11 protein-coding genes and 2 pseudogenes are annotated in these 16297 nt (G+C 39.3%); 4 read left to right on the top strand and 9 right to left on the bottom strand.

The genetic code is table 11. The features are described from left to right. Positions 1-25: 25 nt before the first annotated feature. A pseudogene (locus KZC02_RS33425) lies at positions 26-1400 on the bottom strand (DUF1080 domain-containing protein). Positions 1401-1612: 212 nt separating this feature from the next. On the opposite strand from KZC02_RS33425, the gene KZC02_RS24935 reads away from it, so the two are divergent. Together KZC02_RS24935 and KZC02_RS24930 are read left to right on the top strand one after the other, a co-directional pair. Next, positions 1613-1849 carry a hypothetical protein gene (locus KZC02_RS24935; protein ID WP_221391151.1) on the top strand — a complete coding sequence of 79 codons (237 nt, stop codon included), beginning with the start codon at positions 1613-1615 and terminating at the stop codon, positions 1847-1849. A 15-nt stretch (positions 1850-1864) separates the two neighbouring features. After that, the gene (locus KZC02_RS24930; protein WP_221391150.1) at positions 1865-2194 is read left to right on the top strand and encodes a hypothetical protein; all 330 of its coding nucleotides are present in this window, start codon (positions 1865-1867) and stop codon (positions 2192-2194) included. Positions 2195-2255: 61 nt separating this feature from the next. Here KZC02_RS24930 and KZC02_RS24925 read toward each other — a convergent pair whose 3' ends face one another. The 4 genes from KZC02_RS24925 to KZC02_RS32120 form a co-directional block, all read right to left on the bottom strand. Continuing rightward, entirely contained in the window at positions 2256-3173 is a 918-nt protein-coding gene (locus KZC02_RS24925; RefSeq protein ID WP_221391149.1) for a sugar phosphate isomerase/epimerase, read from the bottom strand. Between the two features lie 126 nt (positions 3174-3299). Further along, positions 3300-5000 carry a RagB/SusD family nutrient uptake outer membrane protein gene (locus tag KZC02_RS24920; protein WP_221391148.1) on the bottom strand — a complete coding sequence of 567 codons (1701 nt, stop codon included), beginning with the start codon at positions 4998-5000 and terminating at the stop codon, positions 3300-3302. Between the two features lie 87 nt (positions 5001-5087). After that, a complete protein-coding gene (locus tag KZC02_RS24915) occupies positions 5088-8225 on the bottom strand; it encodes a SusC/RagA family TonB-linked outer membrane protein (protein WP_409014221.1) in 3138 nt (1045 codons plus the stop codon). 826 nt (positions 8226-9051) lie between these two features. Further along, positions 9052-9438: a hypothetical protein gene (locus KZC02_RS32120; protein ID WP_229253779.1), complete on the bottom strand. Its 387-nt coding sequence runs from the start codon at positions 9436-9438 to the stop codon at positions 9052-9054. A 367-nt stretch (positions 9439-9805) separates the two neighbouring features. Between KZC02_RS32120 and alaS the strand changes: the two are divergent. Next, positions 9806-12456, top strand: a pseudogene (alaS, locus tag KZC02_RS24905) (alanine--tRNA ligase). 83 nt (positions 12457-12539) lie between these two features. On the opposite strand, the gene KZC02_RS24900 reads toward alaS, so the two are convergent. Next, a complete protein-coding gene (locus KZC02_RS24900; RefSeq protein ID WP_221391147.1) occupies positions 12540-12758 on the bottom strand; it encodes a type II toxin-antitoxin system Phd/YefM family antitoxin in 219 nt (72 codons plus the stop codon). 168 nt (positions 12759-12926) lie between these two features. Further along, entirely contained in the window at positions 12927-13220 is a 294-nt protein-coding gene (locus tag KZC02_RS24895) for a hypothetical protein (RefSeq protein WP_221395254.1), read from the bottom strand. 228 nt (positions 13221-13448) lie between these two features. Here KZC02_RS24895 and KZC02_RS24890 point away from each other — a divergent pair, with 228 nt between their 5' ends. Further along, positions 13449-14381 carry a hydrogen peroxide-inducible genes activator gene (locus KZC02_RS24890; protein WP_221391146.1) on the top strand — a complete coding sequence of 311 codons (933 nt, stop codon included), beginning with the start codon at positions 13449-13451 and terminating at the stop codon, positions 14379-14381. A gap of 166 nt (positions 14382-14547) precedes the next feature. Here KZC02_RS24890 and KZC02_RS33155 read toward each other — a convergent pair whose 3' ends face one another. Both KZC02_RS33155 and KZC02_RS24885 read right to left on the bottom strand, forming a co-directional pair. Further along, positions 14548-14724 (bottom strand): hypothetical protein, encoded by a 177-nt coding sequence (locus KZC02_RS33155; RefSeq protein ID WP_310590375.1) that lies wholly within the window; start codon positions 14722-14724, stop codon positions 14548-14550. 97 nt (positions 14725-14821) lie between these two features. Then, positions 14822-16261: a helix-hairpin-helix domain-containing protein gene (locus KZC02_RS24885; protein WP_310590374.1), complete on the bottom strand. Its 1440-nt coding sequence runs from the start codon at positions 16259-16261 to the stop codon at positions 14822-14824. Between the last annotated feature and the right edge of the window lie 36 nt (positions 16262-16297).

Raw genomic sequence — 16297 nt, 5'->3', positions numbered from 1 at the left:
TAAATGGTCCTCCAGAACTCTTCACTTACTTTACTTCCTTTACTTTTAAACTTCTGAATGAAACGTTGTCGCCGTGGTCTTGTAACAATAGATTTCCTTTCTCAGAAAGCCCAAATCCGGGAAAACCTTTGAATTTCGATTCTGCTACCAAGTCTTTAAAAGACTGTGATCCGCGAACATACTCTACAACTTTATAATTATTTAAGAAATGCTGAACAGTACCATCTTTCTGTACCACAATTCTTCCCTGATTCCACTCTCCTATTTTCTTAATGGCGTTGGCAGGTTTTTGCGAAGCTATAATATCGTAAAGAGATCCAATAGTACGATTGCCATTTTTACCCAATTTAGCGTCAGGATGTTTTTCGTCGTCCAATACCTGAAATTCACAGCCAATCCCGGATTTTCCACCTGAACTGAATTTCTGATCAACAAAATATTTGACACCGCTATTGGCTCCTTCTGTTAATTTGAACTCGAACTGAAATTCAAATGCAGGCCCATAAAGTTGTTTTGTAATGATATCATTTCCAGTTTCAGAACCGTCCGATTTTTCTATTGTAATTGTACCGTCTTTATAAGACCAGCGTTTGGAAGGGAAATCAGTACCACCATAAGCCTGCCATTGATCCACCGATTTACCATCGTATAATTGTTTCCAGCCCTGTTTTTTTTCAGGATCCGTAATCAGATTCGGGATCAGATTTACAATCCGGATATTGGTTTCAGGACTTGGTTTAAGATCTGTTGTCTTAATCCTGACATTTTTCCAGCTTACCTGTGTGCCTTCTGAGGCTTTTGTCCTTATTGCCAATTGCATGAACCTGTAAACAAATAAATCCGCTCGCTGTCATGTCATCTACTACGTAAGCAGTTGGAATTCCGTTTACAAATGTGCGTATAGTGTTTCCAATAGCTTCAATCCGGTATTTATTCCAGGCATCTTTCCGAAATGCTTTTTTTCCTTCCGGATTAATATCCATCGGATAAAGCCATCCCCGGCGTGCTTCATCATATAATCCGCCGGAATAAGCCCGGTCACTTGGATCAATTTCTACCTGATATCCGTGTACTCGGCCATTCTGATAATCTTCCGTAGAAAGGCTCCGGATCTGTATACCCGAATTCAGTTTGTTATCTACCTTTACATCACATTCCAAAATAAAATCACCGTAGTCTTTTTCAGTTGTCAGGAATGAGTTGGGTGTGTCCATGACAGAAGTACCGACAATGGCGCCATCTTTAACTTCGTACTTGGCTTTGCCGTTCAATTGTTTCCAGCCAGCCAAGTCTTTTCCATTGAATAAATCCTGCCAGCCATCTTTGGATTTTTGAGCGTGCGTTAAAGAAATGGATACACTAAAAAGTAAAATTGCAATCTGTATTGTGTATTTCTTCATATAAATATGATGTGACGACGATTGGTAAAAATGGAGTATAATATTGTCTTCTATCAAGAATCAGACTCTGAATTATATAACGACAGAATGATGTCTTTACCCTGACAAAAGGTTTAGTATATTTAGTATGAATTGTAAAGAGAAAAACTGATTGTTTTGCTTGTGTCTGATTTATGATTTAAATTTGGTTTGTACTTATTTCTCGAATAGTCATGAAACAAATAACGCTTAGTATTCCTGAAAGTAAGTTTTCTTTTTTTATGAAATTGATTAAAGAGTTGAATTTTGTGCAGGTAGCAGAATCTTCCCAGCATGAAGAAAGTTTAACTCCCGAGCAAAAAGAAACATGGGAAAACATAAGAACAGGCTTTGAAGAACTAAAATTGGTTGACCAAGGCAACCACAAAGCACGTCCGATACAGGCACTGTTAGATGAATTAGACGCTTAGTTTTCTTACAACTTTATGTATCAAATTTATACGATCGGGCATTTTGATCGCGAATTAAAGAAACTCGTCAAAAAGTATCCTTCCATCATAAAAGATCTAAAAACTTTACTTCTGGATTTAACCCAAAATCCCTTTCAGGGCAATGCATTGGGAAATAACTGTTTTAAAGTGCGCATGGCTATTTCTTCTAAAAACAAGGGCAAATCTGGTGGTGCAAGAATAATTACCTGCATTAAAATCGTTAATGAAAGTGTTACTCTTATTTCCATTTACGACAAATCTGCTCAAAGTGATATTCCGGACAATCTTTTAATTCAGCTTTTAGAAAGCAATGATTTGATATAAATGTTTAAGAACCTTGTAACTAAAATTTTAATTAGGTTATGTAAAACTGTATTGATATCTATTAAGCCAAAGGATATTTCAAAGTCTCAACGATATACTTTTTATTAATCTCAGCGCAAACCAGCGGTGTTTTCTCAGGATCAGGCACACCATCGAGTTCCACAACTGCCCATCCTTTAAACTGGATTTTATCCAAAGCAGCAAAAACCGCCGGAACGTTCACACGTCCCTGTCCAAGCTCTACAAATTTGTAACCATTTTTGGTATCAGCTGGTTTTGTATCCTTTAAATGAAGCGAATGAAGTATGCTTTTATATTTTATTACAGCTTGTTCCGGCTCTCCTCCGCCCTGTTTGTAATGTGCAATATCCAGTAATAATTTGACATAACGCGGATCCATTGCCTGTACAATTACATCCACTTCTTCCGGTGTTTCTCCCAGCTGATGCATGTGATTATGATAAGCAGTCTGCACGCCTAAATCTGCGGTTTGTTTACCAATTTCATTCATCACTTTTGTCAGTTTTTTCAGCTCATCCATTGATGGAGCACGGTCTTTGGGACGCAGGCTATTGGTTAGTTGCAATGCATTTCCACCCAGAGCTTTTACAAAACTTGCGTGTGCAACATGTGTATCAATCGTACTCTGTAATTTGGCCGGATCGATTTCCACGTTGCCACTCGAAAACATGGCTAATTTTAAATCATGTTTAACCAGCATATCTTTTAACTCGGATACTTTGGTCCGGTAAGGTGCAAAAGTATTGGCTCTCAACTGAATACCTTTGAAACCAAGTGACGACAGATCCGTAATTGCCTGTTCGTCTTTTCCACCCCAGGTAATGGCCGAATATCCTATTTTGATATCGCCCTTTTTTAACTGAGCCTCTGCCCACGCCGAAGTTGTAAGCATTGCCCCGGAAGCCAATACAATATTTCGTAAAAATTCGCGACGATGTGTTATGTTATGATCATTCATGATTAAGGATTTTGTATCTGGAAATTATTATTTCAAATATGGTCTTAACGAATAAAACCAATAAAGACAGCTATTCAAAAGCTCATCTATACTGGTTTTATTCAATGCATAAATCATGTTAACAATTTAGTATCCCGGATTCTGTGGAAATACAGAACTTCCGTCGGTACCTTTATCACTTCTGTCGATTTGGGTTTGTGGAATGGGACGTAAATTGTGGGTTTCTTTGATGTTGGCAGCAGCGTCTGTGTTATATTTTTTAACGCGATCAACAAGAATTCCCCAGCGTTTCAAATCCAGCCAGCGTGTCTGTTCTCCCAGCAATTCGCGTCCACGTTCTTCCATGACAAAGTCCATCGTTGCGTTAGCCGCTGTAATTTCCATTGCAGCTTCTTTACCAGCAAATGCTGCACGACGGCGAACCATATTTATTGACGTAACAGCATCAGCAGTTTTTCCAAGTTTTACCTGTGCTTCTGCCAACATTAAGTATGTATCTGCCAGACGGAAAACAAGAAAATCGCGGCTTCCTGGTTCGTAAGTTCTGTCAATACGGTTAGGATCCATAAATTTCACAAGTGTAGGGAAAAGCGAAAGGTTATACAAACTTGGTACCAGAACCTGATAAGGCTTAGCAGCACGCTGCGCTAATGTCCATTCTACTCCCGGAATAAAGATAGTAGTGTCACCTGGTTTGAATGTTACGGATTTCTTGGAATTATCAAAAACGTTGGTAAAAGTACCGCCCGCTGTATTGCAAAGCCACGTATCCCTGAAAGTCTTTTTGTAACGTGAATCATTGACCCGGTCTTTAAACACCGTTTCCAATGCATAAGGGGTTGGTTTCAAACGCTTGAACGGACGGCCGTAGAAAATATCACGGACCATACCAGCCTGTACGTCATATTGCATCCCAAAAATTAAGTGAAGGTTGTTACCATTTCCGTTTGTAGTCGGATCAGAAATATTGGTAAGCGGATCTGTTGTATACTGAACAGAAAAAATAACTTCATCATTAATTTCACCGGCACCCTGCGCAAAAACACTTGCAAAATCCGGCAGCAATTTGAAGCCGTAATTATTTATTACATTCTTAGCATATGTTTCCGCTTTCGCGTAGTCATCCGCTGCTTTTACGCTGGATGTTGCCTTGGCCAGGTAAACTTTTACAAGTAAATTCTCAGCAGCTGCTTTGGTTGCACGTCCATATTCAGATGATTTTGCTTTGTTTTCCAAACCTGGCAATGACTCTTCTAAATCTTTGATAATGGCAGAATACATTTCCGCCTCCGTAGCACGCTTAGTCGTTTTTGTAGGCAGGATCGTTTCTGTCAAACGTAAATCCACGCCGCCAAACTCCTGCAAAAGAATAAAATAATAATGCGCCCGCAGGAATTTCACTTCGGCTACTCTTTGTGCTTTTACAGCATCAGTTAATCCTGTTACTTCTGGCGCACGTTCAATAACCGCGTTGCAGGTGTTGATACCTTTGTATAGTTCTTCCCAAACCTCCTGGATAATACTTACGGTACCGATCAGCTGGGAATCGTAAAAGTGAAAACCTTTAAAACTTCCATCTGCACCGGCCGAATAAAGGTCTGTTCCATATTCAGTCATACTGATTCCCCTCTCCGTTCCGTAAAAATTTCTTAACGAAGAATAAGCGGCGTTAGTGGCAGAATTGAAACCGGGGGCGGTTGAAATGTAATCGTCGTTTATACTGGAAACTATTTTTTCATCCAGCAAATCTTTACACGACTGGCCCATAAAGAGGAAAGCCAGTATGCTTAGCGTTTTAAAAGATTTTGATAAATATGTACGTGTCATTTTTTGAAATTTAAAAGTGTTAGTAACTGGCTACTGATATTGATCCGTTCAGAAATGGTTATAATTACCATCCGGCCGGCAATCCTATCAGAATTTAACATTTAATCCAAAAGTCGAGATCCTTGTTGCAGGTGTTACGTCGCTGTTGATATTTCCATCAGAAGATTCAGGATCTATACCATTGTATTTTGAACGGTATTTCGAGAAAATAAACGGCTGCTGAATACTTGCAAACAAACGGAGTGATTCCAGGCCAAGTTTTTGTACAAATTTTTGTGAGAAAGTATAACCAACATTGATGTTACGAACCTTCACGAAAGAACCGTCAAAATAGATGAACGAGGTATTGTAAACAGGAAACTCCTGGTTAAAGTTTGGTCTCGGAAATTCGTTTGTAGGATTGTTTGGTGTCCAGTAATCTACTTTAATCTGGTTGTAACGTCCCTGTAAGGTCAGGTTATCCTGGTGAAACTTGCTCAGAATTTTTTGGCCTACACGGGCGAATATAAAAAATGACAAGTCAATACCTTTATAGTTGAAACGATTGGTAATACCACCCTGCCATTTAGGAATATCAGATCCTAAAATCACTCGGTCTGCTGCTGTGATCTTGCCATCTTTATCAGTATCCTGAAGCTTAACCTGCCCTACTGCAAAACCTTGCGCTTTGGCTGCGTCTTCTTCTCCTAATTGCCAGATTCCCAGTTTTTTGTAATCGTAAAATGAATTAAGCGGATGTCCGATAAACCATTTGTTACCTGTATCATCCACTTTACCGTTGTAAAGAGAAAGAATTGCTTCTTTATTTTTGTAAAACACAAAGTCAGTGCTCCATTTAAAACCGCCTTTCGTATTGACGTTAACTGTCGAAACTCCGATTTCTATACCACGGTTACGGGTTTCACCAACATTACGGGTTACCGCATTGAAGCCAGTGGAAGTTGGAAGCTGATCGGAAAGTAACAGATCAGTCGTGTTTGTCTGATATAATTCAATAGAACCTGAAACGCGGTTTCCAAAGAAACTATAATCAATACCTATGTTTTTACTTGCAGATGACTCCCATTTCAAATCTTTATTTCCGATTGAATTTGGACGGTAGCCATAAGCCGCATTGGTTCCCCATGCATAAGAAGTCCGTTTTAACAACCCCTGAGTCTGGTAAGGTGCCACTCCCTGGTTACCTGTTTTTCCATAACTGGCACGTACTTTCAACTGATCGATCCATTTAACTCCTTTGAAGAATGGTTCATTGTAAATGTTCCAGGCAAGCGCAACTCCGGGAAAATTACCATATTTAGTATTTTCACCAAAACGGCTTGATCCATCGCGGCGGGCTGTAACCGTAACAAGATATTTATCGTTATAATCGTAATTCACACGAACCATATAGGAGTTCAGTGTCCATGGAATCAGATTACTGGTTGGTAACAAGACTGATCCGGCGTTGCCAATATTATAAAATTCCTGGGGTTCAACCGGCACACCCTGTACGGATGAACTATTGTATTCAAAGTTATCCCTCTGGATGGATTGAAGTGCTGTAATATTGAAGTTATGGACGTTATTTACTGTTTTACCATAAGTCAGGATATTTTCAACTGTGTAGTTAAAACCATATTGGTTATTAATACTTGCTCTTGGCAATCCACCTTTGATATCATTAGTTTGCCCTCCGATAAAACGGCCGGCGCGCGAAATACTAAAATCAGGGCCAAAATTCGCACGGTATTTTAATCCGGGAAGAATCTGAACTTCTGCGTATAAGCTGTTAAAGAAACGGTATTTCTTGGTTTGGTCAATCTGTGCACCTTCAACAAGTTCTGCCATTGGATTAGTCAGCAAGGCATCCGTAGTCTGGGCGAAAATAATTTTCCCTTCGTCATCATAAGCCCGCGCCAATGGATTTTGCGGCAAAGTAAAACCGTAAGGATTTCTTGTGGCCCCGTTACGCACACTATACATGGTATACGACGAAATTCCGACCCTAACACGCTTGTTAATATTGTGATCCAGATTTACCCGAACCGAAGTACGTGTAAAATCCAGTCCGGGGATAATACCTTTATCTTTAAAGAACCCTCCTGAAATATAAAACTGCGTTTTTTCATTTCCTCCCTGAACCCCGAGAGAATGATTCTGCTGGAAACCGGTACGAACCATCATATCCTGATAATTTGTGGTGCGGTTTTTAGCAATTCCGTCAAGTTCAATCGCTTCAAACAGTTTTGAATCCGCGTAGGCGTCAACAGTTCCGGTTGGGACTACAACACCTGCTTCATTTTTATAAGTACCTGTTGTCCTGCGGGATTCTCTTTTTAATTCAGCATATTCCGCTCCGTTCATCAGATTTACCTTGTCCAATGCATTTGTAGCACCCACATACGTATCGTAACTTACTGTTGTTTTACCTTTGGTTGCACCTCTTTTAGTACTGATCAGTACAACACCGTTTGCGCCTCTTGCACCATAAATTGCTGTAGCGGTGGCATCTTTCAGGATTTCCATAGACGCTACATCATTTGGGTTCATATCTTCATAACCTCCTGATACAAAATCAAATGGGCGGGTAGCAAGTAATTCATTACGATCACCGGAAAGTGGAATACCATCCACTACATATAATGGATTATTTCCTGCACTGAATGAACGGCGGCCACGGATCAGGATTTTCGGCACGGTTCCCGGCTTACTTCCCGACTGAGCCACATCGACTCCTGCTACTCTTCCCTGTAATGCCTGGCCCAAATTGGTAATAGGCATTTCATTGATCATCTTGGAATTAACTGATGAAATAGCACCTGTCAGCTGGCTTTTCTTTTGCGTACCATAACCTACTACTACTACTTCACTCAGTGTTTTCAAATCACTGACCAGATTGATATTGACAACGCTTTGGTTGCCAATGGTAATTTCCTGAGTCACAAAACCTACTGCGGAAACAACCAGTATTGAATTATTATCCTGGATATCTATTTTAAATTTTCCGTCAACATCTGTATTTGTACCTGATCTGGTACCTTTCACAACGACCGATACACCTGGGACTGGAGTGTTATCGTCCGCTGACAGGATCTGTCCCGTCACTGCTCTGTCAATACGTACTTCGTTTTTCAAGTCGGGCAAATTCAAAGGAGATCCATGAGCAAGAGTGCCCATTCCTATTACACTCACCAAGGCACATTGAAATAAGTACTGCCTGATACTTGTAAAGTTTCTTTTCATTGGATTTATCAATTAGGATTTTAAGGATTCTTGTAAATAATTTAGAAGACGAGGATTAGGTTGGGCACCATTACAATAATATTCAATTTATTATTTAAATTATTAAAAAACAGCACTGTGATTCTTATACGCGCAACTTTGATTTTTCATTAATTCAGAATGTATATTGTGATAAAATTTAAAGGAAGAATTACTTTTTTAAGGAATGTTTTTTCAATCAAATAGAATTAGGATATATCTAATAAGTCAATTAATTGAACAGATAATACAATTATGAATACAGTATGAGATTAGAAATTGGAACAGACAATTGGAAGCGAATTGTCAATTTTATTTATGCAATCGTTATCGGGAACGTTGCCAATTTAGAATTCATCAAATAAATAATTGTAGATTATCGCCAATATGATGCGCCTGTAGAAACTGCGTCATATGTAATACACAAGCATTTATAGTACATTACCAATATAAAATTCCAATTTGAATTAAAAAAAACTTTCTCAGGTAATCAAATTTGCAGAAAATTACTGGTCATAATTTATTTGCTATCAGTATTTTACGGATAAGAAAAAAGAATCAATCTTTGCCCAAATCAATATAAATCTGAGAAGATTACTCTTCAATTATTCAGATTTAATTTCAACCACAAAACACAATTAGCGAATATCAGCTTATATTTTATCAAAAATATCCTTTGCGCACCTAAGATTATGACGAATTTTTCTTTGGGAAGAACTGACTTGGTGAAAGAAAATAAACCTGATCTGGGAAGGAATAAAAAGAGAGGGGAAAATCAGCTGTGCAACGATGGAGTTATCTTTGGCAATCAGAAATTACCAAAGAAGAAATAAAGCACAATAAACAGGAAGGTAACCGACATAATTAATAGGATTATTCCACCGATTAACTTGCTGTTTCCTAACAATGTCACGGATGGGCTGATTGGTTCTGCTTCACCAATTATTTCCAGTGAACTCCTGATCCTGCCCCATAATGAATTAATTTCCTGATTGGAAAGTACATCTGGTTTCCAGTCGGACGCAACAAGCACCAACTCGCGGGCCTTTTCGATAGTATCCTTTTTGGAAGGATATTTAGTCATCCAGTTTTCCCAAAAAGTGCATATAGAAGGATCATCCGGAAAACGGACCCATCTTATAAAAAGATTTTCCATCGCTAACTCTTCGGCCGAATAATCCGAATACGGTTTCATGTACAGCACGTTAATTCGTTATAGTAATAGTTTGTTCAATGATATTGATGATAACAGGTCATTTCCGATCTTACCAATGTGCTATAAATCGCGACGTGTCAATTAAAAAAAGAAATCAACCTGAATTTTATACTCAATGTAATTGAACAGGTTTACGAATTGTTTGGGTTCCGGAAAACCTTCCGATTTTTATTCCGGGCAATCCATCAATGCGGATTAGAAGGACATTTAAAGCCATCATCAGGATAATACAAACTGTATCAGTTCATATCAGACACATATTTTTTCACTACCTTTGCGGGAATTTTAAAGACGAGAATCTGATAAAAATTTCGGATTCAAACATGCTAAATCGCAACTAATTTTTATGACCTCGCATCAAATACGACAGGCTTTTCTTGATTTTTTCCGAAGTAAAGGACATTTAATCGTTCCATCCGCACCACTTGTGGCTAAAAACGACCCTACCCTGATGTTTAATAATTCAGGAATGGCACAGTTTAAGGACTTCTTTTTAGGAAACGGAACTCCTCCGTCATCAAGAATCGCGGATACACAAAAGTGCCTTCGCGTATCCGGCAAGCACAATGACCTGGAAGATGTAGGTTTTGACACCTATCACCATACCATGTTTGAAATGCTTGGTAACTGGTCATTTGGTGATTATTTCAAAAAAGAAGCCATTACCTGGGCCTGGGAATTATTGACTGAGGTTTACCAATTGCCAAAAGACCGCCTGTACGTTTCTGTTTTTGAAGGTGATGCGAAAGATGGTGTACCATTTGATCAGGAAGCCTGGGATTTATGGGTGCCTATTGTTGGAGAGGACCGTATTATTTTAGGTAACAAAAAAGACAATTTCTGGGAAATGGGCGATACAGGCCCATGCGGTCCCTGCTCGGAGATTCACATTGATTTACGCCCCGCGGCTGATGTTGCGGCTATATCCGGCAAGTCACTGGTTAATAATGACCATCCGCAGGTTGTAGAAATATGGAACCTCGTATTTATGCAGTTTGAGCGTAAAGCCGATAGTTCGCTGATACCTCTTCCTGCTACACACGTGGATACCGGAATGGGTTTCGAACGTCTTTGCATGGCGGTTCAGGCCAAAATGTCCAATTATGATACCGACGTTTTTCAGAATACGATTAACGTTCTGGAAACATTGTCTGGCAAAACTTACGGCGCCAACAGTGAGCCGTTTGCGGATATTGCGATGCGTGTTATTGCTGATCACATTCGTGCTGTTGCTTTTGCTATTACCGACGGGCAGCTTCCTTCCAACGTAAAAGCCGGTTATGTTATCCGCCGGATTTTGCGTCGCGCAGTACGTTATGGCTATTCTTATTTAGGTTTTCAGGAGCCATTTTTCTATAAGCTTGTTGCTGTTCTTTCTGTTCAGTTTAAAGATGTTTTCCCCGAATTACAATCTCAGGAAGAGTTTGTAACGCGAGTAATCCTGGAAGAAGAAAAAAGCTTTTTACGTACACTTGAATCCGGGTTGAAACGCCTTGACGTTATAACAAATTCGTTAAAGGACAAAGAAATCAATACAATTGCCGGTGATGAAGTATTTGAACTGAGTGACACATTCGGTTTCCCGGTTGATCTGACTGCGCTTATCGCAAGGGAAAAAGGTTTCCAGATTGATGAAGCCGGTTTTCAGTCTGCTTTGGCAGAACAGAAAAAAGGTCCAGACAGGATGCCACAAAAGAAGCTACCGACTGGATCGAACTTCGTGAATCGGATGGCGTTGAATTCCTGGGTTATGATTTTGAAGAAACACATAGCCATATTGTCAAGTACAAAAAGGTTAAAACCAAGACCGGCGAGGAATATCATATTGTACTCGATCGTACACCTTTTTATGCAGAAATGGGTGGACAGGTTGGAGATACAGGAACATTGCGGTGGCATGATGGTGTAGAGCAGATCATTGTAAATATTGTTGATACAAAAAAAGAAAATGATCTTTTCGTACATGTTTCAAAGGATAAAAACCTGGATGTAGTTTTACAGCAGGCAGGTCTGGTCTTAGCAGAAATTGATCACGATCGTCGTCTTAAGATAAAGGCAAACCACTCGGCAACCCACCTGATGCTTTCGTCCATGCGGGAAGTTTTGGGAAGGCATATTGTTCAAAAAGGTTCTTTCCTGAATGATGAAGTTCTGCGTTTTGACTTTTCTCACTTCTCCAAAGTAACAGATGAAGAACTGCAAAAAATTGAGGACCGCGTTAATGAGAAGATCAGGGAAAACATAGTTTTGGAAGAAAGGCGTAATGTACCAATCCAACAGGCAATAGCGGAAGGAGCAACAGCCACATTTGGTGAAAAATACGGGGATTTTGTACGTCTGATTATTTTTGATCCGAACTTTTCATTTGAACTTTGTGGTGGTACACACATCCCATCGACTGGTGAAATTGGTATTTTCAAGTTTATATCAGAAGGCTCAGTTTCTGCCGGAGTTCGCCGTGTTGAAGCCATTACAGGAGAAAAAGCACTTGAATTAATGCGCGAGCAGGAAGCAACTTTAAACAAAATCAAGGATCTTCTAAAAGGGCCTACCGATGTCGTTAAAGCAGTTGAAAATTTGCTGGACGAACGTAATGCATTGCAGAAAAAAATCAGTGCAATGGAAAATGAAAAAGTACAGGCACTTAAAAATCAACTGATTGAAAAAGCTAAAAGTTATCAGTCATTCAATTTAATCATTGAAAAAGTAGATGTACCCAACGCTGATTCGCTTAAACAATTATCTTACGAACTGAAAGACCAGGTAGAAAATCTGATTGCGGTATTTGGTGCTGATATTGCCGGAAAACCACAGATTTCTGTTTTTATTGCTGAAAATCTGGTGCAGTCGGCTGGCCTCAATGCAGGGAAAATTGTAAAAGAACTGGCAAAAGAAATTCGTGGCGGTGGTGGCGGGCAGCCTTTCTTTGCAACTGCTGGCGGATCGGATGTTGCCGGTTTGGATACAGCACTGGAAAAAGCGAAGGAATTATTTTAGAAAATATTATTATTTGTCGTAATGATTTAAAAAGCTGCTTTAAACGGGCAGCTTTTTGTTTACGATACAACATCAATATATTACTACCAAAGCAACTGCAAACCTTCATGAATATAAGGTGGCATATTTACATCTTTTGATATGAGTACCAGATTCTTCTGAAATCCATTACTTTTGGAGTATAGTATCCGACGCTTTCCTTCTTTTTTACCAAAGGTCACTGCTATTTCTTCACCCTTTTTTACCAGCTCAATCACATTGGAAAACTGGGCTTTGAATTCACCCACAGTCATTGTTTTCATGGTTATAAAAAAATTTGGTAAACAAATAAATCAATAAACCTTACAAGTTGTCAAGAAAACAGTTTTTGTATTTTCCGTTCCGCCAGCTCTTTTATAAGAAAATAGTGCCTGGCTATATTATTGATAACAATAACGTAACCAGACACTTACTTCAATTACAAATACTTGTTAATTCTTTTTCTTAGCCGTTTTTATAGAATCAGCTTTAGCAGTTTTGAATCTTTTATCCGGTGTACCGTCTTTTTTCAGGTTTTTATTTTCGCTGTAACGTTTATCCGGTGTGCCATCCGCTTTCAGTTTTTGATTTTCGCTGTAACGTTTGTCCGGAGTTCCGTCTGCTTTGGTTTTAATTTCCTTCTTTGCACTTTTTGCAGCTGACGTTGCAGGTTGCGTGGTTTGCGCAAAACTATTTCCAACTGTTAAGAAAAACACTGCGATCAATAATGCTTTTAACTTTTTCATATGCTTTTATGATATGTGAATAATGGTTAACATTTGCCATGTAAAAATAAGACTTACACAGTGCATAATTGTCACCAAAATAAGATATAAATAAAATTTAATATCAATTTAATGCAAATAGAGTACATGGAATTTTAAAATATTCAGCAGGCTACATGATATAAATTATCAATCAAACCAATTGTTCATATATTTACATAGATTTAATTTATACTATCTGTACCCTTTATGAATATTCAGCAATTAGAATATATTGTGGCTGTGGATAATCACCGGCATTTTGTTCAGGCGGCCGAGCATTGCAATGTGACGCAGCCTACACTTTCCATGATGATTAAAAAACTGGAAGACGAACTGGCAGTAAAAATATTTGACCGTACCAAACAACCCATTGTTCCAACCAGCATTGGAAGAAAAATTATTGATCAGGCCAAAACGATTTTACAGGAAGCAGGCCGTATGAACGAAATTGCCAAACATTTTAATGGAGATCTTTCGGGTGAATTAAGAATTGGTATTATTCCAACCATCGCGCCTTACCTGCTACCGCATTTGGTTCAGCCATTTATAGAAGCTTATCCGGATATTCGTCTGCATGTTTCGGAAATGATTACAGAAAGAATTACCAGCGAACTGAAACTGGGAAATCTGGACGTTGGAGTTGTAGCGTCTGTTTCCGGTGAAAGCAGTTTGCAGGAAATCCCTTTATATAAGGAACGTTTCTATGCATACGTGTCAGAAAATACCGGTTTGTATAACAAGCAATATATTCTTCCGGGAGATATCGAACCCAATGAATTATGGCTTTTGGAAGAAGGGCATTGTTTCAGGACACAAATCCAGCGTTTATGCGAACTGAGCCGCAACAGTCAGTTTGGCAATAGTTTTAATTACCGGTCAGGAAGTATTGAAACACTTATGCGCATGGTTGACCGTAACGGCGGGATCACTATTTTACCCGAACTCGCCATTGCTGAATTACCGGAAGACCGAAAAAAATATGTCCGCAATTTCAAATATCCTGAACCAGCACGTGAAGTTTGTCTGGTTGTGAACCGCGAGCAAATGAAGACAAGATTAATTGAAGCCCTGAAAACCGGAATAATGGAATATGTACCGCAGGTGGTTTTTGAAGGTAGTAAGGAAATGAGGGTTTTGTGAAGCCTGATTTTGTGGAATAGTTAATTCAAATTTGCCAATACCAAAGTAGTTCTCTGAATCAAAAATAGTTATACTATTTTACATGTACACCATAAAAATAGTATAACTATTTTTGATTTTAGAGGCAGAATGGAAATAAATGGAATTAAGGATAAGAAATATAAAATTACCTTCCCAGTCTTTTCTTTAGATATCTTTCCATCTCGTCCAACGACAATGCATTGAAAGTCATGTCCTTAGTCAGGCCACCTTTACGTGCAACAGCCACTCCGTAATGCATATCCAGATAACCGGCTGTTGAATGCGCATCAGGATTAATACTAAGCAGCACGCCTTTTTCCATACAATAAGAGATCCAGCGCCAGTCCAGATCAAGACGCCAGGGAGAAGCATTAATTTCAACAACTACCTGATGTTCTGCGCAGGCATCAATGATGGCTTTATGGTCGATCGGATAACCTTCTGCGTGATAATAACAAGCGGCCGGTCGGATGCCCCAAAATCGTTGTATAAGGATTTTCTATTGCTTTTAACAATCGGTTTGTAGCTTTTTCCAATGTCATAGTCAGGTTGCTGTGCACGGATGCCACTATATAATCGAAGCTTGCAAGAATTTCGGAAGGATAATCCAGCGAACCGTCACCCAGAATATCCGACTCAATTCCTTTTAAAATCTTAAATGGTTTTTCCGGATTTTCAGCAGCAAATCTTGCATTCAGTTTTTCAATTTCTGCATGTTGTTTAATAACTTCCTCCACCTTTAATCCCTGTGCGTAAGTGGCTGTTTGGGAATGATCCGCAATTCCTAAATACCCGAAACCCAGTTCCCGGCAGTATAATGCCATTTGTTCCAATGTATTTTGCCCATCGGAATAAGTACTGTGATTATGCAGAATACCTTTCAGATCGTTCCAGGTTACAAGCTGGTCTGCCGCATATTTCTCAGCCCACTGGAACTCACCAGCACCTTCCCGCATTTCAGGAACGATATATGGCAATCCCGCACTTTGGAATATCGTTTCTTCATTATCAAGCACATCAAAGTTTGCATGCCGCCAAACCGTACTTCCCAAAGCAGTCGGATAACCTAAATGGTCAGCAGATGCGGTTTCAAGAAACAGCTCGTTTACCATACGCTCAGGTTTGACAGCGATAATTTCTACATTAACAGCAAAATCCAGTACATTTCCGCGCCATGTAAACGGAGAAGACACTTTTTCATTCTGGACAAGAAATTCAATCTCTCCCAATGTCGTTTGCAGCAGTGCCGGAGAATCTGTTTTTACCAGTATCTTTATAGTATCCACAATCTCAGCCTTCCGGCGAATGTCTCCTGCGAGTTCTATATCTTCAAAACTTTTCTTAAGCTCTTGCGTAATCAAACCTGCTACCACCTCGGCCTTATCCATGCGCAGCTTCCCTGCCTGATCCTTGATAAAAGCCAGGGAATCCAGTATTTTTTGCTGAAGACTGCCACCCAATCCTTTTAGTTTCGCAACCGAACCATTCAGACAGGCCAGTTCCAGTTCATGAAGGTTATCAATACCAAGTTCTTTCCATAAAACGGCAATTTTCTTTGGACCAATTCCCTTGATATTGAACATTTCCATTACACCTAAGGGCGTATTCTGAAGTAATTCTTCCAACTCCGGAAATGTACCTGTTTTAACAATCTCAATAATTTTTGCAGCTGTACTTTTGCCTACACCCTGAAGCTTAACAAGCTCTTCCTGGGACATGTTTTCGAGTTCTCCGTCTTTATATTTATCCAAATAAAAAGCAGCAATGGAATAGCCCTTAATTTTAAAAGGATCAGCGCCGTGGAGTTCAAGCAGTTTGGCAGTAAGTTCGAGTAACTCTACAATCTCGGGATTGCTCATAGGGAAAACGGGTTAAAAAATATCTGCGAATATACA

This window comes from Dyadobacter sp. NIV53 (assembly GCF_019711195.1).
Classification (GTDB): Bacteria; Bacteroidota; Bacteroidia; order Cytophagales; family Spirosomataceae; genus Dyadobacter.
Note: the sequence above shows the minus strand (reverse complement) of the source record. Positions and strands in the feature narration are given on the sequence as shown.